Annotated in this window: 19 protein-coding genes; 9 read left to right on the forward strand and 10 right to left on the reverse strand. The window is 72.2% G+C overall.

All coding sequences use genetic code 11. The features are described from left to right. The first annotated feature begins 146 nt into the window (after nucleotides 1–146). Together ABZ321_RS26445 and ABZ321_RS26450 are read left to right on the forward strand one after the other, a co-directional pair. Nucleotides 147–1,067: a hypothetical protein gene (locus ABZ321_RS26445; RefSeq protein WP_354895797.1), complete on the forward strand. Its 921-nt coding sequence runs from the start codon at nucleotides 147–149 to the stop codon at nucleotides 1,065–1,067. Between the two features lie 34 nt (nucleotides 1,068–1,101). Beyond that, nucleotides 1,102–1,779 carry a Tat pathway signal sequence domain protein gene (locus ABZ321_RS26450; RefSeq protein ID WP_354895800.1) on the forward strand — a complete coding sequence of 226 codons (678 nt, stop codon included), beginning with the start codon at nucleotides 1,102–1,104 and terminating at the stop codon, nucleotides 1,777–1,779. 61 nt (nucleotides 1,780–1,840) lie between these two features. Here ABZ321_RS26450 and ABZ321_RS26455 read toward each other — a convergent pair whose 3' ends face one another. Beyond that, complete coding sequence (locus tag ABZ321_RS26455) at nucleotides 1,841–2,659, reverse strand: hypothetical protein (RefSeq protein WP_354895803.1); 819 nt, start codon at nucleotides 2,657–2,659, stop codon at nucleotides 1,841–1,843. Nucleotides 2,660–2,662: 3 nt separating this feature from the next. Then, nucleotides 2,663–5,170 carry a hypothetical protein gene (locus tag ABZ321_RS26460; protein ID WP_354895806.1) on the reverse strand — a complete coding sequence of 836 codons (2,508 nt, stop codon included), beginning with the start codon at nucleotides 5,168–5,170 and terminating at the stop codon, nucleotides 2,663–2,665. A gap of 225 nt (nucleotides 5,171–5,395) precedes the next feature. On the opposite strand from ABZ321_RS26460, the gene ABZ321_RS26465 reads away from it, so the two are divergent. Beyond that, a complete protein-coding gene (locus tag ABZ321_RS26465; protein ID WP_354895809.1) occupies nucleotides 5,396–6,481 on the forward strand; it encodes a lipase in 1,086 nt (361 codons plus the stop codon). A gap of 245 nt (nucleotides 6,482–6,726) precedes the next feature. Here the strand turns inward: ABZ321_RS26465 and ABZ321_RS26470 are convergent, their stop codons facing one another. From ABZ321_RS26470 to ABZ321_RS26485, 4 genes are all read right to left on the reverse strand, one after another. After that, nucleotides 6,727–8,016, reverse strand: a complete 1,290-nt coding sequence (locus tag ABZ321_RS26470; protein ID WP_354895812.1) for an ABC transporter substrate-binding protein — start codon at nucleotides 8,014–8,016, stop codon at nucleotides 6,727–6,729. 20 nt (nucleotides 8,017–8,036) lie between these two features. Then, complete coding sequence (locus ABZ321_RS26475) at nucleotides 8,037–9,590, reverse strand: methyl-accepting chemotaxis protein (RefSeq protein ID WP_354895815.1); 1,554 nt, start codon at nucleotides 9,588–9,590, stop codon at nucleotides 8,037–8,039. Between the two features lie 795 nt (nucleotides 9,591–10,385). Further along, nucleotides 10,386–11,327 carry a hypothetical protein gene (locus ABZ321_RS26480; protein WP_354895818.1) on the reverse strand — a complete coding sequence of 314 codons (942 nt, stop codon included), beginning with the start codon at nucleotides 11,325–11,327 and terminating at the stop codon, nucleotides 10,386–10,388. Nucleotides 11,328–11,366: 39 nt separating this feature from the next. Next, nucleotides 11,367–12,242 carry a M23 family metallopeptidase gene (locus ABZ321_RS26485; protein ID WP_354895821.1) on the reverse strand — a complete coding sequence of 292 codons (876 nt, stop codon included), beginning with the start codon at nucleotides 12,240–12,242 and terminating at the stop codon, nucleotides 11,367–11,369. 112 nt (nucleotides 12,243–12,354) lie between these two features. Here ABZ321_RS26485 and ABZ321_RS26490 point away from each other — a divergent pair, with 112 nt between their 5' ends. From ABZ321_RS26490 to ABZ321_RS26505, 4 genes are all read left to right on the forward strand, one after another. Further along, nucleotides 12,355–13,257, forward strand: coding sequence for a hypothetical protein (locus tag ABZ321_RS26490; protein WP_354895824.1), 903 nt, complete (start codon nucleotides 12,355–12,357; stop codon nucleotides 13,255–13,257). A gap of 362 nt (nucleotides 13,258–13,619) precedes the next feature. Next, a complete protein-coding gene (locus ABZ321_RS26495; RefSeq protein WP_354895826.1) occupies nucleotides 13,620–14,210 on the forward strand; it encodes a hypothetical protein in 591 nt (196 codons plus the stop codon). Next, on the forward strand, nucleotides 14,207–14,530 hold the full coding sequence (locus ABZ321_RS26500) for a hypothetical protein (RefSeq protein ID WP_354895829.1): 324 nt from the start codon (nucleotides 14,207–14,209) through the stop codon (nucleotides 14,528–14,530). The genes ABZ321_RS26495 and ABZ321_RS26500 overlap by 4 nt, the downstream gene beginning before the upstream one ends. A gap of 251 nt (nucleotides 14,531–14,781) precedes the next feature. Continuing rightward, complete coding sequence (locus tag ABZ321_RS26505) at nucleotides 14,782–15,519, forward strand: hypothetical protein (RefSeq protein WP_354895831.1); 738 nt, start codon at nucleotides 14,782–14,784, stop codon at nucleotides 15,517–15,519. Between the two features lie 10 nt (nucleotides 15,520–15,529). Here the strand turns inward: ABZ321_RS26505 and ABZ321_RS26510 are convergent, their stop codons facing one another. Further along, nucleotides 15,530–15,880: a cytoplasmic protein gene (locus ABZ321_RS26510; protein WP_354895833.1), complete on the reverse strand. Its 351-nt coding sequence runs from the start codon at nucleotides 15,878–15,880 to the stop codon at nucleotides 15,530–15,532. 23 nt (nucleotides 15,881–15,903) lie between these two features. Between ABZ321_RS26510 and ABZ321_RS26515 the strand changes: the two genes are divergently transcribed. Both ABZ321_RS26515 and ABZ321_RS26520 read left to right on the forward strand, forming a co-directional pair. Further along, the gene (locus tag ABZ321_RS26515; RefSeq protein WP_354895836.1) at nucleotides 15,904–16,506 is read left to right on the forward strand and encodes a helix-turn-helix domain-containing protein; all 603 of its coding nucleotides are present in this window, start codon (nucleotides 15,904–15,906) and stop codon (nucleotides 16,504–16,506) included. Between the two features lie 245 nt (nucleotides 16,507–16,751). Next, a complete protein-coding gene (locus tag ABZ321_RS26520; RefSeq protein ID WP_354895839.1) occupies nucleotides 16,752–17,021 on the forward strand; it encodes a hypothetical protein in 270 nt (89 codons plus the stop codon). On the opposite strand, the gene ABZ321_RS26525 is transcribed toward ABZ321_RS26520, so the two are convergent. From ABZ321_RS26525 to ABZ321_RS26535, 3 genes are read right to left on the reverse strand one after another with little or no spacing between them, the layout of a single operon-like run. Next, nucleotides 16,996–17,676 (reverse strand): 2-phosphosulfolactate phosphatase, encoded by a 681-nt coding sequence (locus tag ABZ321_RS26525; protein WP_354895841.1) that lies wholly within the window; start codon nucleotides 17,674–17,676, stop codon nucleotides 16,996–16,998. The genes ABZ321_RS26520 and ABZ321_RS26525 overlap by 26 nt on opposite strands. After that, a complete protein-coding gene (locus ABZ321_RS26530) occupies nucleotides 17,673–18,131 on the reverse strand; it encodes an NUDIX domain-containing protein (RefSeq protein WP_354895844.1) in 459 nt (152 codons plus the stop codon). Before ABZ321_RS26530 ends, ABZ321_RS26525 begins: the two co-directional genes overlap by 4 nt. Before the next feature lie 59 nt (nucleotides 18,132–18,190). Beyond that, on the reverse strand, nucleotides 18,191–19,606 hold the full coding sequence (locus ABZ321_RS26535; protein ID WP_354895846.1) for a glycoside hydrolase family 43 protein: 1,416 nt from the start codon (nucleotides 19,604–19,606) through the stop codon (nucleotides 18,191–18,193). Nucleotides 19,607–19,612: the final 6 nt, after the last annotated feature.

The raw sequence follows: 19,612 nt of genomic DNA on the forward strand, positions 1-19,612 counted from the left end.
AACCCTGGTCGCCCGTATTTCACCGGTTGAAAACTCCGGCGGTTTTCGATCTCTGTGGACAGATCATCGTCGAATGCATTCTTGACGTTAGATACTCGACGGGTTTACAACTCGTCACACCCCGCCGAAATCCAGCAGGAGGTTCCATGCGCTCCAAACGTGTGTCCGCCGCGACCGCGGTGATGGCCGCCGGCATCCTCGCGGTCTTCGGCACTCCCGCAAGTGCACAACCGGCGGCGGCCGCGAAGCCGACCGGCATCTACGCCGGGATGGGCAACTGCCCGCTGTCCAGCCCGGTCCTCGCCGACCCGGGCAACCAGCAGGTCGGCTGCGTCATCTCGGTGACCCGCGGCGGCAGCGTCACGATCGGCTCCACCACGGTCGCGCTCACCCAGCCGATCACGCTGCAGTTCGGCGTGTACTGGCCGGCGAGCGGTCCGACGGTCGAGTTCCCGGACGGCACCATCGCCAACGTGTTCAGCACCGTGCCGTCCGCCGACGGCAAAACGCTGACGTCGTCGCCATTGCAGGTCCCGATCCCGGGGCTGGCCAACTTCCTGCCCGGCGTCACCAGCGCGTTCGCCCAGGTCGAGCTGGCCGGTCCGATCACCGAGTTCATCCCGCTCGCCACCGGCGAGCCCGCCCCGGTGTTCCGCCTGCCGATCAAGCTCCACCTGTTCAACGCGCTCTTCGGGCTGCGCTGCTACATCGGCTCGAACAGCAGCCCGATCGTGCTCGGCCCGACCACCGGCACGACCAGCCCGCCGCCGCCCAACGTCCCGATCACCGGTGACGCCGGCGTCATCGACCTCGCCTCGGACCCGAACGGCTTCGGCGCCTTCGTCGTGTCGTTCTCCGGCGCGACGCTGGTGGACAACAGCGTCAGGGTGCCGGTGGCCAACGGCTGCGGCATCGGCGGCTCGCTGGACTGGGTCATCAACACCGTGTTCGGCCTGCCCGCCGCGGCCGGACGCAACACCGTCGTGTTCAGCCAGACGGACACGTCACTGGCCGTCGACTCGAGCCTCGGCGACCTCAAGCAGGCCATCGCCGCGTCCGCGCACTGAACGGCCGCGGTACCCGCACGAGAAAGGCTCCTCCATGCGCAAGCTCTGGACCCTGTCCGCCGCCGCGCTCACCGCGGTCCTGACGGCCGGGCTGCTCCCCGCCGCGGCGCACGCCGCGACCGTCAACGTGCTGACCACCGTCAGCGTCGGCGGCCCCAACGTGGCCAACGGCGACGCGGTCTCCGCGCCGCTGAAGACCGGCACCACGGCCACGTTCTACAGCACGCCGGGCAGCTCCAGCTTCATCACGTGCACGGTGTCGAACTTCGGCGCCACCGTGACGAGCAACGTGCCCGCTCCCGGCACCGCCGGCGAGTCGCTGACCCTGCAGAACTTCTCGTCGTGCACACCGACGGGCATCCCGACCGTCACCGCGGTGCAGAGCATCGTGGTGAACAACCTGCCGTACGCCACCACCGTGACCTCGCCGCCGAGCAACCAGGTCAAGGTGACCGGCACCGCCACACTGCCGATCCAGACGACCATGAAGCTCACGTCGGGCCTCGGCACCATCACCTGCGTCTACCGCGCCGACCTCAACCAGGTGGTCGGCGTGGCGAACAACGTCGGCCAGTCCATCACGTTCACGAACCAGAAGTTCAACCGCTTCTCAGGCCCGTCCGCGTGCTTCCCGAACGGCTACTTCAGCGCCGCCTACGGCCCGGTGAAGGACACCACCGTCGCCGGCAGCCCGCTGGTGTTCGTCAACTGAGGCCCGCCGCGGGGTGAGAAGGGTGCGGCCCCGTCCTCCGTGGACGGGGCCGCGCCGAGCCTCAGGAGTTCTGGAAGACCGACTCGTACGGGCGGTGCGGGCAGGCGGTACAGGTGAAGAGGTAGATGCTGCCGACATCACCCAGCATCAGGCCCGACGGCTGGCGAAGGCGGGACCCGGCCGGCAGCCAGCGCTCCCCACCCGGGTCGCACTCCAGGCTCGCCACCGTCGCCAGATGCTCCATCGTGGTGCCGCACGCCGGGCAGGCCGGCCACTCCGGCAGCTGGCACCAGCTGGGGTAGCCGCCCAGCTTCGTGCCTGGGGCGACGGACAGTTCTGCGTCGAAGTCGTACGGGGTCGCCGACCGGATGGCGTAGTACAGGTCGCGGGGCAGGTCCCAGCTCGGGTACTCGAGAACGGGCTCCGGGCTGACCGAGCACGGGGCCGGCACCGTGGTGCGGGGGCTGGCGTGGTGCGGCGCGGGGATCGCCGCCGGCTGGTGGAATCCCGCGCTGTCGCGCCAGTCGAGGCGTGGGATCGGCGCGCTGTACGGGTTGTGGTCGAACGGGCACCAGGTGACCTGCAGCAGGTCCGTCCCCGGCGGGTACGGCAGCTGCGGCGCGTCGCGGGCGTACACCTGCAGGACCGGGACGAACGGCACGGGCTCCCGCGGGGCGTCGTCGAAGGTGTGGTCCCACCGGCCCGGGTGGCAGTACGGCCAGGGTTCGCCGATTGGCCACGCGAGCGGACCGCCGAGCGAGCTGTCGGCGGCGGTCGGGGCGCCGGGGCGCGGGTGCAGGCGGACCGTCTGCCGCGCGTACGCCGCGAGTGCCGGTACCAGCGCCGTGACGTCGACGGGTGGTGGCGGGGTGGTCGGCACCGGTCACTCCAGCCAGGGTTGGAACTCGTAGGGCGGCGGGGACGGTTCACGCCACGCGGACGCGAGGCGGGCGGTGTCGGGGCCGGACTCCCACAGCGCCGCGGGGTCCAGCGGCATCGCGGCGTTGAGCAGGTGGAGCAGCCGGCCCTTCGGCAGCGCCGCGATGGCGTCCGATGCCGTACGAGCGGCCGCCGCGCTCAGCCCCGTCACCTCCAGGTACGAGGGCGGCACGGTGACGTCGTCGGCGGCGGCGCAGTACGTCGCCCCGGTGAGCAGGACCGTCGCCTGCTCGACGGGGAGGTTGGGGAACGACGCGGCCCACTCGGGGCGCCAGGTGACCGGCCCGCGCTCGGCGAGCAGGTCGACGAACCGGCGCACCGTGCCGGCGGTGCCCCAGCCGGCGAGCGGGATCCGCTCCACCACTCGCAGGCCGGGGCGGTCAAAGACCGGTCCGTGGACGATGAGCCGGCGGCAGGAGAGGCCGAACCCGCCACTGACGCCCTCCGCGACGACGGCCCTCATGCCGAGCCCGGCCGTCCGCTCGGCGGTGAGCTGGTCGTCGGTGACGACGGTGAGCACCGACAGGCCGGCGGACCCGTCGGCGAGGCCGGCGTCGGCGAGCGCGGTCAGCAGCGCCGCGAGGACCTCCCGCTCAGGCGGTCGGGTCGTCGGCATCGCCGCGCGCAGCGCCACGGCGCCGAGGCCCGCCAGCACGCGGGTCCAGCCGGCCACGCCGGCGGACGGGCGTGGCCGCTCGCCGTCCAGCGCCGCCGGCAGGGCGTCGAGGAACCCCATCAGTTTGTACTCGGGGACCGTCGACGTCCTCGACTCGCGGCGGTGCTCGGTGAACCGGGAAGCGTGGGTGAGGCCGGACAGGGCGTCGGCGATGGTGACGTCATCGGCCGTTACCGGGACCGGTGGGCGGGCCGGCTCGTGCCGCAGCGCGCGGTACTGCTCGACGGTCGCCGCGAGGGTGGCGGCGATGGCGGCCTGCCGTCCGACCGCGTCGGCCAGGACTGGGTCGGTGACGGCGGTGACCGGTCCGCCGGCCCGCAGCGCCGCCGAGCCGGCCGGGTCGCGCGGGCGCAGCAGGTCCCACCAGCCGGCCGGCGGCAGCCCTTCCGGCTTGGCAGGCCCGTACGCGGGGGTGCCGGTCGCCGGATCCCAGACCGTGACGGCGCCGAACTGGTCGACCGTCACCAGCCGGTCGCCGCCGCCGGGCAGGGCGAGCACGCCCATGATGGTCGCCGTTCGCACCGTTGGCGGCAGCGGCACCTGACGCCCGTCCACCGAGCGGACAACCGCGCCGCCGGCGATGTCGACGACGTTCCAGCCGGTGACGCCGTCCGCGGCGCCGGCGGTGTCGATGACGTCCCAGCCGGTCACGCCGTCCGCGGCGCCGAACACCGCGGGCGCGTCCGGCCACAGGTCGCGGCGCCAGCGGAGGCGGACCGGCCCTGCGCCGGGCACCGGCTCAAACCGGCCGCCGGGGACGATGTCCTCGGACACAGGCAGGCGGGTCATCGGCCCGAGCACCAGCCCACCCAGGTCGGCGTCGAACTCGACGCCCGGCGTGTCGGCCCAGTAGCCGCGTTCGCCGCCGCCCTGTTGCCAGCTGACGAGCAGGCGTCCGTCGTGGAGGGTGCAGCGCGGCGGGAACTGCCCGTCGATGCCGTCGCGGGCGGGCACCGCGAGCTCGTGGCGGGCGACGACGCCGGACGGGCCGAGCACGACCGCCGTGCCGGCGTCGTGGATCGCGAGCAGCGGCCATTCCTGGTCGGTCCGCATGGTCCCGGCGTCGAGCGCGGCGGACGCCTGCTCGTACGGCGGCCACACCAGCTCCTCGGGGAGCCCGCACCGCAACGTCCGCGCCAGCGCGGCCGGCGCGTCCAGGGCAGCGATCCGCTCCAGGAACGGCTTGAACGCGGCGTAGCCGGCCGGGCTTCGCAGCGTGCCCAGCCGGTACATGATGCGCTGCACCTCACCGAGTGGCGCGGCGCCGAGCGAAGCGGTGAGCGCGTCGACCTCGGCCGTGAGCGCCGCGGCGACACCGGGGACCGACAGCGCCCGCGCCAGGAGGTTCGGGTGGATCGGGAACCCGCCGACGTCCGCGCCGAACCGGTGGTCGCCGAGCAGCCAGAGGCAGGACTTCCTGAACTCGGCCTCGAACACCGGGTGCGTGCCGAGGCTGAGCAGCGGCCGCCGGCCGGGCCCGTCGTCGGCGAACCAGTCCGACAGCTCGATCTGCCGCGGCACGTCCAGCTCGAACGGGATGCCTTCGGCCACGAACAGGTCGTACACGTCGAGCTCGCTGAAGAACGAGGAGCCTGACGGATTGGTCACGGCGACCCCGTCGCCCCGCAACCGGTCGGCGAGCCGCGCCACGAGCTCCAGCAGTGGCGCCGACCGCGACATCCCGTGTTCGGCCCGCCAACTCAGCCGGCGGCTCAGCAGGCGCGCAGGCTCACCCGGAGCGGTCGCCCGGAGGCGCAGTTCGATCTTGTCGAGCACCCCAGCACGATAGCCGTTCCGCCGGGGTGGGGATGGCCCCACCGGCAACAGGCCGGGCAACCGGATCGAGGTCGGTCGCTGGGAGTCATAGCGTCGCGGGTATGAGACTTCTCAGGCACACGATGGTGCTCGGGCTGGTGCTGGTGGTGGGCGCGTCGAGCGCCGCGGCCGCCGGGGCGCAGCCGGAACGGGGCGGGGACGGATGGCGTGGGGAGGTCGTGGCCGGTGCAGCCGCTGCGGGAGCTCGACGCCAGCGGGGTGCGGGACGTGCTCGGCGGGGCACAGTTCGACCCGGGCGAGGTGCGGCACGGCGTCGAGGTGTACCAGGTGCTGTACCGCACCGTCGACGCGCGCAACAGGACGACGGTGGCCAGCGGGCTGCTCGCCCTGCCGCGCAACGGTGAGCGGCAGCTGCGGGTGGTGTCGTACGCGCACGGCACGGAGCTCAACCGGACCGACGCGCCGTCGATGTGGCGGGACGGCTGGGCGGTGGCGCCGGCGCTGACGTACGCGTCGGTCGGGTTCGCCGCCGTCGCGCCCGACTACCTCGGGATGGGGCTCGGGCCGGGGCCGCACCCGTTCCTCGACGTCACGACCGAGGCGTCGGCGTCGCTGGACCTGCTTCGGGCCGCCCGGACCGTCGCCGCCGGTCAGGGGCGCACGCTGCGCCGCGAGGTGTACGTGACCGGCTTCTCGCAGGGTGGCAGCGCCGCGACCGCGCTCGGCCAGGTGCTGGAGCGCGGCGGCGACGGCTGGTTCCGGCTGGGGGCGCTGGCGCCGATCGCCGGCGCGTACGACGCCCGGCGCGTCGAGCTGCCGGCCCTCATCGGCGGGACGGTGGCGCCGCCGTACAACGTCGGCTACACCGCCTACCTGGTCGTGGCGTGGAACCGGCTGCACGGCCTGTACCAGCGACCCGAGGAGTTCTTCGCCGCACCGTACGCCGGGAAGGTCGAGGCCCTGTTCGACGGCGTGCACACCGGCGAGGACCTGGCGGCGACGCTGCCCGGCACGCCCGAGGAACTGTTCACCCCGCGGGGTCTGGCGGTGCTGCGGGCACCGTCGGGGCCGTTCGCGGACGCCCTGGCCGTGCACGACGCGTCCTGCGACGGCATCCGCGCGCCCGCCCGGCTGCTCGTGGACCGCGCCGACGAGCAGGTGCCGGTCGCCAACAGCACCTACTGCGCCACCCGCCTGCGCACCGGCGCGGTCGTGGACGTCGGCACGCACCCGTACAACGGCTCGGCGCACCTCGGCGCGAACATCGCCGGCACGGCCGCGGCCCTCGCCTGGTTCCGGCAGCTCGGCTGACATCGATCGATCGCAGCCGCCCGGGGCGCGACCCCAGGGCGGCTGCACCGGTCGGTCGTCTGGACCTGGTGAGCGCGACGACCGTGTGCCTGCACACCGGTAGCCGCGCCGAGGCCTCGGGCGGGCCTACTCGTACGGCGGCGGGACGGCTCGCTCCACGCGGACGCGAAGCGGGCGGTGTCGAGCCAGAATCCCACAGCGCCGCGGAGTCCACAGGAGGTGACCCGTGACGCTGCGGCGCCGGCTCAGATGGCCTTCCGTTTTGCCGCGGCGACGGCCTGCTGCCAGGCGGCGTCGGCAGTGATCTTCCCGGCGACGTACGCGTCGAGGGCCGCCTGCGTGGTCTCCGCGACCGGCCGGTGCCGCACCGCCACGTACATCGGCTGGATCTTCATGGCGCCCTCGCCGAAGATCTTGCCGACCGGGGCGTTGCCGAAGTACGGATTGGTGATCGCCAGGAAGTTCGGGTCCTGCAGCGACTTCACGTCCGAGGGCAGAGCGCCGACCGCCTTGAAGGCGGCCACGTGGCTGGCCGGCGAGGTGAGGAACATCGCCAGCTCGGCGGCCTCCCGCGGGTGCTTGCTCTGCACGGGCACCGAGAGGAACGAGCCGCCCCAGTTGCCGCCGCCACCGGGGATCGCGGCCACGTCCCACTTGTCCTTGGTCTGCGGGCCGCCGCCGTCCTGGATGATGCCGAGCATCCAGCTGGGGCAGGCGGTCGTGGCGAAGGTACCGTCGCGGAAACCGGCGTGCCAGGCGTCCGTCCACGTCTCGATCTTCGAGCTGAGCCCGGAAGCGACCATGCCCGTCGCCTCCGCCCAGGCGGTCTTCACCGCCGGGCTGGTCTCGATGATGAGCTTGTCGTCGTGGTCGAAGTACGTGACGTTGTCGTTCGCCGCGGCGGCCTGGGACAACGCGGCGGCGAGGATCTGGTCGGGCGAGTCGACGAACGCCGCGCCGGTGTTGGCCGTCTTGAACCGCACGCCGGTCTGACGGAACGCCTCCCAGGTCGGCCACAGCTTCGACACCGCGTCGCGGTCCGTCGGCAGGCCCGCCTTGGCGAACAGGTCCTTGCGGTAACACATCGCGAGGCCGCCGATGTCCGTGCCGAGCGCGACGACCTTGCCGTTGTCGAGGGTGCCCTGCGCCCATTTCCACGGCAGGAAGTCGGCCTTCATGGCGTTCGCGCCGTACCTGGCGAGGTCCACGAAGCTGTCCGACTGTCCCTTGTAGAAGGGCGTGACGCCCTCCTCCATCGCGACGACGTCGCCGGCGCCGCTGCCCGCCGCGAGGTACACGTTGAGTTTCGGCCAGTAGACGTCGAGGTTCTCCACCACCCGGCTCTTGATGGTGATGTTCGGGTGGTCCTTCTCGTACTGCTTGAACAACTCGTCGTAGCCGAACTTGCCGAACGTGTCGACCGTCAGCGTGATCTTCCGGTCCGCCGCGGAGATGGCCTCGGTGCAGCCCGCGGAGGCCACCACGCCGAACACGGCCATCAGCAGCCCCAGCGCACGCAGTCGTGAGTGTCGCATGTGGACGTTCCTCCCCCAGGTCAGATCCGGAATCGCGAAACCATCTGCTGCAGATCGCCCGCCAGGGAGGCGAGCTCGGCCGCGGAGTGCCGGTTGTGCGAGGACGACTCCGCCGACCGGCGGGCCGCGACGGTCATCGCCTCGATGTCGGTGGCGATCTCCGTGCTGCCGGTCGCCGCCTCGGAGATGTTCCGGCTCATCTCCAGGCTGGTCGCCGACTGCTCCTCCACCGCCGCGGAGATCGTCGCCTGGAAGTCGTTGACCTGCCCGATGATCGACGTGATGTCGGCGATCGCGGAGACCGCGGCCTCGCACTCGGTGCGGATCGACGTGACCTGCTTGGAGATCTGCTCGGTCGCCTGCGCGGTCTCCTGCGCGAGGTCCTTGACCTCACCGGCCACGACGGCGAAGCCGAGCCCCGCCTCGCCGGCCCGGGACGCCTCGATGGTGGCGTTGAGCGCCAGCAGGTTGGTCTGCTTGGCGATCGAGGTGATGATCTGCACGATCTGGGTGATCTGCTGGCCGGTCTCGCCGAGGCGGTCCATCGTCTGGCTGGTGGACTCGGCGACGTCGGCCGCCCGCCCCGCCATCCGCGTGCCTTCGAGGCTGGTCGAGGCGATCTCCCGGATGGAGATGCTCATCTCCTCGGCGGCGGCGGCGATGGTACCGATGTTCTCCGACACCGACGAGGCGGTGGAGGTGGCCCGCTCGGCCTGGGCACTGACGTGCTCGGCGCCCACGTTGAGCTCATCACTGCTGGTGCTGAGCCGGCCGGAGGTGCCGCCGAGCACCTCCGAGCTCTTCGCCAGCGCCGTCACCGTCTCGCGCAGGCTGCCCGTCGCGGTGTTCACCGACTCGGCCATGGCCTGCAGTTCCCGCGCGGACTGGTCCGGCACGCGCTGGGTCAGGTCGCCGCTCGCGACGGCCCTCAGTACCTCGGACACCCTCGCCAGCGACCGGGCGATCATGCGGGAGATGAACAGGCCGATCGCCAGCGCCGCCACCACCCCGACCGCGATGCCGGCGATCGCGATGTTCCGGGCCCGGCCGTAGGAACGCTCCGAGACGGCCTGCGCGGCGCGGGCATCGTCCTGCTGCGCCCGGACGACCTTCTCCAGCCCCGCGCCGAGCCTGATCGCGAGCGCCTCGAACGCCTCCGCGTCGCCCGGGACGACAGCACCCGCCGGGGCGGGCGCGCCGAACACGAACGCGTCGCGGATCTGCCGGAACTGGCCCCACTGCGTGCCGAACTCGCTTGCCGCCGCCTTCGTCGCCGCGCTGGACGCACTGGACGTGAAGTCCGTGAGCGCCTGATCCATCACCTCGTCCGACGCGGTGACCGCCGCCTGCGTCCGCTTCGCGGCCCCCTCGCCCTGCGCCGCGTACGACCACAGGTTCTGGAACATCAGCGCCTGCGCCGCCCGGACCCGCTGCAGCGCCGCGTCGCTCACGCCCTGCCGCACCCGCAGTCCGTCCAGGTCGTCACTGAGCTTCCCCATCTGCTGCACGGACAGCAGCCCGACCCCGGCCGCCGCCAACGCGACGACGAACAGGGCGGCCAGGATCCGTCCCAAGATGGACAAGCCTCGGCCGGGCCCGGCACCGCGCGGACGTACGTCCTCAACCGCACCTGTCATCTGTAACCCGCCTACACCAGACCGCCCGCCGATCGGGAACTGCCGCATCCCCCATCGGAGCACCACGCCGCGATCTGAGCACTTCGTCACACCCCGCTGTGGCCGCTCCGGTACGAGCGGTCGCCCAGTGGCGGCCGCGCGGGTCGGTACGCTGCGGCGGTGAGCGCTGTGTACCTGTGCACGGGCGGCGGCCCCGGGATCTACCCGATGGAGCAGGACGCGGAGTACGAGGCGGAGCAGGTGGTGGCCGTCGCCGACGGCGAGGTGCCGCTGCTATGGCTCACCCTGTTCCGCGCGGACGACGTCAGCGCCGGCGACACGCCGTGGGGGCCGGCCACCGCGCCGCTGGTGGGGCGCGAGCGCGGGACGACCAATCTGGCGGCGGCGGTCCCTACGCTCGACCGGATGTTCGGGCCGCCCGTGACGACCCACGCCGACCTGCTCCGCCAGGCGCTGCAGTGGTCTCCCGGCGACTGGCTGACGATCGAGTGGTGGTGCGGCGACCGGCCGTGCCCGCCGGACCCTGCGGCATTGAGGTCGGCGCTCGGCGCGTTCGACGATCCGGCCGCCGGGCCCGGGCCGCTGCTGGATCTGTGCGGGCTGGACCCGGCGGACCTGCCCGCTCCCCGCGACCCCGCTGCTGCCGCACCTGACGGCGCAGGCGGCCGGCCTGCGGCGCCTCCTCGGCCGCGCCTTCCACCAGCTGGTGCCGTGGGAGCAGCCGATTTGACGTCAGCTTTGCTGGTAGTTGACCGCGGCGAACCCGCACGGGGCGTGCAGGTGCAGGTAGTAGGCGCCTTCGCCAAATTCGTCGAAGTCCCCGCCGTACAGCATGCCGATGTAGTCCATCGGCTCGCCGCAGCTGGGGCAGGCCGGGTGGTCGGCGTCCTGGATCCACTCGGGGTGGCCGCCGAGCGTCGAGCCGCCGTCGTTCCACGCGCTCGCCTGGAACGGGCTCTGCCGCTGCGGGCCCATGACCGGCAGCAGCGCCGGCGGGTCCTCCGGGCCGGCGTCGCGGCCGATGTAGTCGGGGCGGGTGTTGCCCGTCCACCACGTGCTGCCGCCGTCGGGGGCGACGGCGCTGTACAGCGTCGTGTAGCAGGCGCAGAAGTGGCAGGTCCGGACGACGAGCCGGCCGGGCCAGCCGGTGTGCGCCAGGGCGTCACCCGCATCGGGGAGGTCTGCGGCCGTCCACAGCGGCGACGTGCACCACGGGCAGGTGCCACCGTCGGCCGCGGGCGTGGACGGGCGCAGGTGCCACTCGTAGGCGACGTCGCCGCACAGCGAGCGCCGGCTGCCGTCCGGGCCGACGGTCCAGCCGGCCTGCTCCGCGTACCGCAGCGGACCGAGGTGCAGTGCGTCCGACCCGACCGGTGGGGCAATCTCCCAGCGGCGCATCGCCTGCTCCGCGAGCGGATGGCCGGTGTGCGCGAGGACGAGCAGCAGGTTGTTGAGCTGGACGGGGATCTGCCCGCCGTCGACCCGCTCGACGACGCGGCTCACGACGTCGGCGCCGGCTCCCCGGTACAGCGTGGCCGGCCACAACACGTCGAGGTCGAGCATCAGGTGGTGGTGCGGCACCAGGCGTTGCGGGTCGGCGGCCGCGATCGCCGTCAGCTCCTCGGCCGCATCCTCGTCATCGTCGGCGGTCTTTCTGATCAGCTCCTCGATCACGCGACGCATGCTACCGGGCGGTCAGATCGAGCTGCGGTTTCAGTCCCAGGCGTTCTGGTTGAGGAACCGGGCGAAGCCGCGCCACGAGTTGGGGCCCATCACGCCGTCGAGCGGGCCGGTGTACCCGTAACCGGACGCGAGGTTCTGCACGGCGCGCCACGAATTGGGGCCCATGGCGCCGTCGATGGGTCCCGTGTACCCGTAGCCGCGCATCGCCCGCTGCAGGGCGGAGTACGTGGCGGTGCCGGGGACGCCGTCGATCGGGCCGGTGTAGCCGTTCGTGAGGCGCAGCCAGTGCTGCATCCGCTTGTAGCACACCGTGTCCGGCGTGCCGGTCGTCTCGGTGGCGGTCTTCGGCAGCGCGCCCGCCGGCGGATGCTGCGCGACGTATTCGAGCGGGTTGATCCGGGTGCCGCCCGGGTCGATCATGTGCCAGTGCAGGTGCGGGCCGGTCGACGAGCCGGACCCGGGTGCGCCGACCGCGCCGCCGGACCGGCCGACGATCGCGCCGCGGGCCACCGGCGTGCCGTTCGCGAGCACGAACGCCGACAGGTGCAGATACTGGCTCTTGTACCCGTCGGCGTGGGCGATCGTCACGGTGTGCCCGCCGGTGCCGTTGTTCGGGATGTTGGTGACGGTGCCGGCGCCGCAGGCGGGCAGCCCGGTGCCGACCGCCATGGCGAAGTCGATCCCGCCGAGCGAGCCGTTCGCCCGGTGCTGCGCCCAGGTCTGCGTGATGGTGTACCCGGCGAACGGGTTGTCGATCACCGGTGCCGCGTACGCGGTGCCGGGCAGGCCGAGGACCACGCCGCCGCCCGCCGCGAGCGCCGCACCGCGCAGCACGCCGCGGCGGCTGAGCCCGCCGGCCGGCTGCTCGTCCGCGCCGCAGCAGGGTGACACCCTGGGCCGCATCATCCGATCCACCTTCCCCCGTCGATGTGAGCCCGTCGAGGCTATCCACCCTGATCCACTGATATCAATGGATGCGCGGAGATTTCATCTGCGGGCCACCGGATAGGGTGAGGCCGTGCCGATCCCGTCGCGCTGGCGCCTGCTCGACCACGACACCGACACCGTCGTCGCCGAGTGCGACGACATCGACGGGCTGTTCACCGATCGCGTGTTTCCTGTGCCGCCGGTGTACGAGCGGTACACGCTGCTGGGCTGCACGCCGGAAGGGCCGCTTCGGGCCGCGGTCGACGGCACCGGCCCCGCGTGGCTCGGCAACATCTACCTCGAAGGCGTCCACGCCCCGTGCTCCGCCACCGCCGAATGCCTGACCTGCTACGAGACCGGCGAGGAGCTGCTGGACGTCCGGGTCGTCGGCCACACGGAGGCCGCCGGCGGGCTGCTCGACGTCGAGCTCGAGGGCCATCGCCGCGACGAGCCCAACAATCACAACGGCACCATCGCGCCGGCCGTCTCCGGTTACCGGCTGTCCGTCTGGCCCGCGCCGGACGGCTCGGACGAGCTCCTGCCGGCCGGCGACTGCCGCGACGTCGCGGGCGTGTTCCGCGAGCGGCCCGACGTCTGGCTGCCCGGGCCACCGGTGACCCTGCTCGGCTGCCGCCCCGGTCTCACCGGCCTCGTCAACGCCAAGCTCGCACACGTCCGCGTCGACGGCACGGTCCACCACCTGTACCGCTGGGTGTCCGGCAACGTCGTGGCGACGCGCCCGTCCGCGCTGGGCAACGGTCTCGTCGACGGTCTCGGCGGCTGGTTCGGCGGCGACCTCTTCTGGCTGCACGAGTGCGCCGGCACCGGCGACGCGGGCGCCACCCCCGGCTTCCGCCTGATCTGGCACGACGCCGAGATCGCCCGCACCCACCTGGTCCCCGGTTACGACCGTAAGGCCTGGAGCGTTGCCGTCACCTTCGACGATCTGGTCGACCGGCTCACCGACGACGGCGTACAGGTCGAGCTGCGCTGAAAGCCGTTGGCATCGCGCGGTGCGGGTCGCGTTGCCTTGCCGCCCATGCCGATCCGCACCGAACACCCCAGCGACCACGCCGCCGTCGGCGCACTGCACCGGGCCGCCTTCGGCGGCGAGCACGGCGGCACGGCAGCCCGCCCGGTGACGCCCTCCGCCGCGCTCTCACTGGTGGCCGAGGAGGACGGCGAGGTCGCGGGGCACGTCATGTTCAGCCGCTGCCTGCTGGACGCGCCGCGCCGGCTGGTCGCGGTCCAGTCGCTGAGCCCGCTCGCCGTCGCGCCGCACCTGCAGCGCCGCGGGATCGACTCCGCCTCATCCAGGCCGGCCCGCGCCGGCTCGACGAGCGCGGCGTCCCGCTGGTGTTCCTGGAGGGCGACCCGGGTTACTACGCCCGCGCCGGCTTCACCCCCGCGGGCGACCACGGCTTCCGCAAACCGTCCCTGCGCATCCCCGACCAGGGCTTCCAGGTCACCCGCCTGTCCGCCTACGAACCCTGGATGACCGGCACCCTCGTCTACTCGACCCCCTTCTGGGACCACGACTGCGTCGGCCGCCGCGAGCCGCTGGCGTCCACCGACGGGTGTCCACCGGCCGGTCAGATCACACCCCGTGACAACGGGCGTCCGGGCACACCGCGGTACACCGGTGACGCCACCGGCGATCCCGGTGTTGACCTTGAAGGGCGCCGGTTTCCTACGCTTTGCCGCTCCCACCCACCGAAGCGAAGGTCACCGTCTGTGCCAACATCCCTGCGTCCAAGCCGGTCCCGCCGGCTCTGGTACGCCTTCGGCGTCAGCCCGACCGACTGGGTGTTCGGTGCGAAGCAGTTCGGGCTGGACTTCGACCCGACGCTGAACCACACGAACTACTGGGACGGCGACTACAGCAGCAACTCGGTGCGGCAGAGCATGGCGGCCATCAACACCGGCCTGTACGGGTCGGTTCGATGACCCCGTTCGTCGGGCCGGCGGCCACGCCGCCGGCCCGCGGCCAGACCCTCGGCGCGGTCCTCGGCGCGCTGCCGCACGTACTGCTGATGGCGTTCCTGATCCTGCAGCTCATCGTCAACGGCGACCCGGAGGCCCGGTCGTTCATGGTGCTGCTGGTGATCCCGGAGCTGGCGATCGTGCCGGTCGGGGTGTTCGTCTGCGGGGTGTGCATGACCCAGCCGTACGCGCGGGCGTTCGGACGGGGCGCGCTGTCCAGCACGCTCATCGGCGCGACCGTGTTCGTCCCGATCTGCCTGGTGACCCGTCCGTCTGATGGTTGAATGCCGGGCGTGGCGGACCCCATCGAGATCTTGCGCGATCTGCCCATTCGCCGCCGCACCGGCAGCCGCGCACGCCAGCACCACCCGCGCCCGTAACGCAAGGGCCTGCGCACTCGACGGACGACGCGACCACGCCAGCAACTGCTCCTGTTCATCATCAGTGAGCACGATCGGCACTGCTGTCGGCAACGGCCGACAACCACCGTACCCACTGATAACGAATTAACGACTCACGGCACTAGCATGCTGCGGTGGACTTCTGGGGTTCGATCGTCGTCGCGGCGGCGCCGGGGCTGCTCGCGCACGAGCCGGCGATGGCCGGGTTCGGCTACATGCACTGGGAGTTGCGGTCGCTGGGCGGCGATTGGCAGCTCGTGGAGACGCAGGGGTGGGGCACGCCCGACGTCGCCGAGGCCGCCCGGCGGCTCGCCGCGGCGACCGGCGGCCCGGTGCTCGGCGCACACATCAGCGACGGCTATTGCGCCAACGTCTACCTGGTGTTGCCCGACGGCACGCACTCGCACTTCCACCTGCCGGAACCCAGCCCGCAGTGCGAGGCGTTCGAGCACATTCCTGATCCGCCCGCACGGAGCATCGACGACGTCACCGCCGACCTCCAGCGCTGGGCGGAGTCCAGCGGGCTCCGCCCACCGGCCGGCGCGATCCCGGCCGCGCTGTCCACCGACGGCGATGCCTACGACATGGTGTACGCCGCGGTCCGGGCGCTGGGCTTCGAACGGTTCGACGAACCGCGGCCCTGGACGTTCCGGCCCGACGAATCGATGAACCGGATCTACGGCGCCGCCTACGTCGCGCGGTGCGCCGCCGTGTTACGGGAGGCAGGTGACACACCGGCGCCCTGGGAAGCCGAGGCGATCGCCCTCGAAGAGGAGATCTGGACGGCGATCTACACCGACGACCCGAACGTTGCCGGGTTGGCCGCACGGTGCATCGCGGTCCACGACGCCAGGGCGGCAGACGAGGACTGACGCGACGCGGTCAGTGGTTGGACGGGCCGAGTGGGGCTGCGCCGGCGGACGGGTTGGGGGCCGGCTCCTTCAGCTCGATGAAGACGGCGTGGCTGTCGGTGGTGCCGATGTTCTCGCCGGTGTGCTCCTGGGCGCCGACCCAGCGGGCCTGGGCGACGGTCAGCTCGATGTCGGCGTGGCGGCCGCCGCTGGAGACGCGACGCTGGAAGGAGCTGAGCGTGACCATCACGCTGTCCGGGTGGCTGTGCGGGTGGGTCCGGTCGCCCGGGCGGTCGCGGTACTGGAGCACCCGCACCCGCTCGTTCTCGAACAGGACGCTGTACAGATTCGGGTCGGTGACGACCGGGTCCTGACCGTTCATGGAACTACGGTACCATGATGGGCATGGCGGTACCATATGAGACGACAGGCAGAACGCAGCAGAAGTCCCGGACCCGGCAGGCCCTCGTCGACGCGACCCGTGAGCTGCTCGCGGACAGCTCGACCCCGCAGGTCGAGGACGCCGCCGAGCGGGCCGGGGTGTCGCGCACGACCGCGTACCGCTACTTCCCCAACCAGCGTTCGCTGCTCATGGCGGCCCACCCGCAGATCTCGCCGGACACGCTGCTCGGCCCCGACGCACCGCAGGAGCCCCGGGCACGGCTCGACGCGTTCATGGCCGCGTTCAGCCGGTACAACATGGACTGGGAGCCACAGCTGCGCACCTCGCTACGACTCTCGCTCGACGAGAAAGGCGGCGGCAGTGGTGGCGGCCGCCCGGCGCTGCGGCAGGGCCGGGCGATCGGCTGGATCGAGGACGCCCTCGCCCCGCTGCGCGACACGCACCCCGACGTCGACCTTCGCACGCTCGCCGTCGCCATCAGGTCCGCGACCGGCATCGAAACCCTCGTCTGGCTGCTCGACATCGCCGGCCAGACCCACGCCGAGGCCGCCGAGACCGTACGCCGGACCGCCCAGGCCCTCCTCGCCGCCGCCCTCACCACCTGAGTCCCGCACCTCTCGATGCCGGCCGGGCATGTCGGCCGCTCTATATATGCTGGCCCGCATGTCAGCCGCGGTGCTCGCGATCGTGCTCGCCTTCGTCGGCATCGTCGGCACGTATCTGACCAACATGTATCTGGCCCGGCGCCAGGAGCGGCTGGCGCGGGTCAACGAGCAGCTCAGCGAGTTCTACGGGCCGCTGCCTGTGGTTCACCACCGCCTTCCTGCCGAACATCCAGCGGGCTCGGGAAGTGGTCGTCCGCCGCGCCGACCTGCTCATCGAGCCGTCGATGCCGCCCGTACTGCTGCACCTGTGCGCCCACGTGACATCCAGCGAGATCCTGGTCGCCCGCTGGGCGGCGGGCGATCTGACCGACCAGATCGCACTCATCCGCTACCCCGCCGACGGCGTCCTGGAGTACGCGAGCAGCTCGTTTGCCACGTTGAAGCGCCGCCAGGCCGACCTGCTCGGTGACCCGACCGGGCGCGGGCTGTTCAGCAGGGCACGGCGGCGAGGGTGACGCGGTTGTCGCGGAGCTCGCCGACCATGGCGAACGCCGACCGGTCGACGTCGCAGCACAGCGGCAGGTCGCGGGTCAGGTCGACGCGTTCGTCCGCGGGGCGGCCCGCCGACCGGAGCGCCTGCTGGGCGGCGCCCTCCCTGATCCCGGCGACCAGTTCGGCGCTGTCGGCTGCGGACCCGCCCAACAAACGATCCAAGTGCCGTCCGCAGGCCCAGTCCTCGGCGCTCCGCCCCGTGCACACGATCGTCCACGGCACACCCGCGTGGTGCTCGGTGATCCAGCGCACGGTGGCGGCGGCGTTCACGGCGGAGGCCGCGAGCAGCGCCGCGGCATCCGGGTGGCGGACGAGGCCGCGGGTGCCGTTGGAGGTCGCCTGGATCAGGCTGCGGCCGCTGACGTCCGCGGCGGCCATGTCGAGCGGCGAGTTGCCGAGGTCGAAGTCGTCCGGCTTGAGCCCGCCGACCTCGCCGATGAGCAGCCGGTCGGGGTGCCGGTCGCGCAGCGCCCTGCCTTCCGGGGCGGACCCCACGCACACGATCTCCGCCGCTCCGCGCTCGAACGCCACCGCCGCCGTGGTGAACGCCCGGATCACGTCGATCACGACCACCACCCGGCCGGCGGGAACGTCGGCGTCGATGCCCACTACCGTCACGGGCCCGTCACCCAGCCACGCAGGGCGAGCGTCTCGCCGCGGGTGATGGCGGCCAGGGCCTCGGCGACGTAGTCGACGACGTCGGGCGGGAGGTCGGTGGGGTCGGCCCAGCGCAGCTCGCTGCACTTGCCGGGCTCGTTGATGACGGGGTCGCCGGTCCACCGGTCGACGGTGAAGAACAGGTGGAAGTACTCCTGGTCGTCGGCGTCCTCGGGGGCGGTGTGCAGGAGCAGCGCCAGGCGGCAGCCGTCGGGGTCGGCCTCGATGCCGAGCTCCTCCCGCAGCTCCCGCACGAGCCCGGTGCGCGCGTCCTCGCCGCCGTCGAGGTGGCCGGCCGGCAGGCTCAGCTGCCCGTGCCGGAAGGTCGTCCCCGCCCGCCGCAGGAGCAGCAGCCGACCGTCGGCGCGCAGGATCCCGTACACGGCGGCGGCGATGCGGAAGCGTTCACCAGGCACCGGGCAACCCTACTGGCGGTGGCCGGCGCCCGTTGGCGGTGGGGCGCCGGCCACCGGTCTCAGGTGGTGATGCGGAAGGTGGCGTCGGCGCGGGCGGTGGCGGTGGTGATGGGGTCGATGCGCAGCAGGTAGTTGCTGTGCCGGATGTACCGGTCGGGGAAGTTGTACGACTGGAAGGACGTCCACGACGCGTCGGCGAGGCCGGCGACCTGCCGGAAGGTGGCGTCGGCGGCGAAGGTGGTGGTGCCGTCGTTGGCGGCGAGGACGAAGTCGTAGTTCCAGTGGCGCAGGTAGTAGCCGGGGAAGTTGACGGACTGGATGGAGACGGTGCCGGTGCCGGCCAGGCCGGGGACGAGGCGGAACTGGGCGTCCTGGGCCGGCGAGACCGAGGCGTCGATGCGGACGTCGTAGTTGGCGTGCCGCACGTAGCGGTCCTGGAAGTTGTACGACTGGAGCCGGTTGATCGTCGTGGTGCTGGGCCAGCGGGACAGGACGCGGCTCTCCTCGGCGGCGGTGAGGTTGAGGATGGCGCCGTGGCGTTTCTTGGTGCCGCCCATGTTGTAGGAGCCGGACGCGGGCAGCTGGTAGGCGGCGGGGCTGGACGGGTTACCCGTCAGCACCGGCATGTAGCCGCGGCCCGAGGCGTACTGGTCGAGGTAGAGCGCCCAGGAGTTGCCGGTGTTGAACTTGACCCACATGGGGCCCTCGACCTGGGAGCCGGTGAGGCCGATGCCGGACAGGTTGCCCAGCGTGGTCCACGTGCCGAGGATCGAGTTGCTGCCCTCGATGGTGATCTGGCCGTCGCCGGACGTGCGGACGTAGCGGTAGTTGCCGACGCCGGCGGGGACCTCGACGATCTGGGTGTCGATGATCTCCTGTGCGCCTGGGCGGGTGATGTACGGCTGCGGCGTGGTGATCGTGCGGAAGTTCGAGGTGCGGGCGTAGTAGATGCGGTGCTTGGTCGCGCCGTTCAGGGGCACGTTCGTGGCCCAGTAGAGGACGTAGTCGTTGGTGGCCGGGTTCCAGATCGCCTCGGGCGCCCATGCGTTGCGGCCGTCGGGGATGGCGCCGGCGACGTTGAGCAGCCACGGCGCGGACCAGTTGACCAGGTCGGTGGACTCCCAGACGACGAGGTTGCGGCTGCCGTTGTTGATGGACGTCGGCCAGTCCTGGCCGCAGCCGATGCACAGGTCGGTGGCGATGATCCAGTACCGGTCCCCCGCCGGCGACCTGACCAGTGCGGGGTCGCGCACCCCTCGGGTGCCGACGTTGGAGCTGAGCACGAGACCGCCGTTGTTGAGGTCGGTCCAGCGCAGGCCGTCCTTGCTGTGGGCGAGGTAGATCTGCTGGGCGGTCGACGACTCGCCGGTGAAGTGGGCCATCAGGTAGCCGGTGAACGGGTCCGCGGCGGCGGCGGGTTTCGGCAACGCGACCGTAAGGGCGGCGAGCAGGATCGCGACGAGGAGTTTGCGCATGATGCT

It is taken from the genome of Dactylosporangium sp. NPDC006015, assembly GCF_040614215.1.
In the GTDB taxonomy this organism is placed as follows: domain Bacteria; phylum Actinomycetota; class Actinomycetes; order Mycobacteriales; family Micromonosporaceae; genus Dactylosporangium; species Dactylosporangium maewongense.

Bases quoted from the DNA above. Each gene is read 5' to 3' on its own strand.
- ABZ321_RS26485 (WP_354895821.1), bottom strand. From the start codon at position 12,242: ATGATGCGGCCCAGGGTGTCACCCTGCTGCGGCGCGGACGAGCAGCCG.
- ABZ321_RS26515 (WP_354895836.1), top strand. From the start codon at position 15,904: ATGGCGGTACCATATGAGACGACAGGCAGAACGCAGCAGAAGTCCCGG.
- ABZ321_RS26470 (WP_354895812.1), bottom strand. From the start codon at position 8,016: ATGCGACACTCACGACTGCGTGCGCTGGGGCTGCTGATGGCCGTGTTC.
- ABZ321_RS26510 (WP_354895833.1), bottom strand. From the start codon at position 15,880: ATGAACGGTCAGGACCCGGTCGTCACCGACCCGAATCTGTACAGCGTC.
- ABZ321_RS26445 (WP_354895797.1), top strand. From the start codon at position 147: ATGCGCTCCAAACGTGTGTCCGCCGCGACCGCGGTGATGGCCGCCGGC.
- ABZ321_RS26450 (WP_354895800.1), top strand. From the start codon at position 1,102: ATGCGCAAGCTCTGGACCCTGTCCGCCGCCGCGCTCACCGCGGTCCTG.
- ABZ321_RS26535 (WP_354895846.1), bottom strand. From the start codon at position 19,606: ATGCGCAAACTCCTCGTCGCGATCCTGCTCGCCGCCCTTACGGTCGCG.
- ABZ321_RS26500 (WP_354895829.1), top strand. From the start codon at position 14,207: ATGACCCCGTTCGTCGGGCCGGCGGCCACGCCGCCGGCCCGCGGCCAG.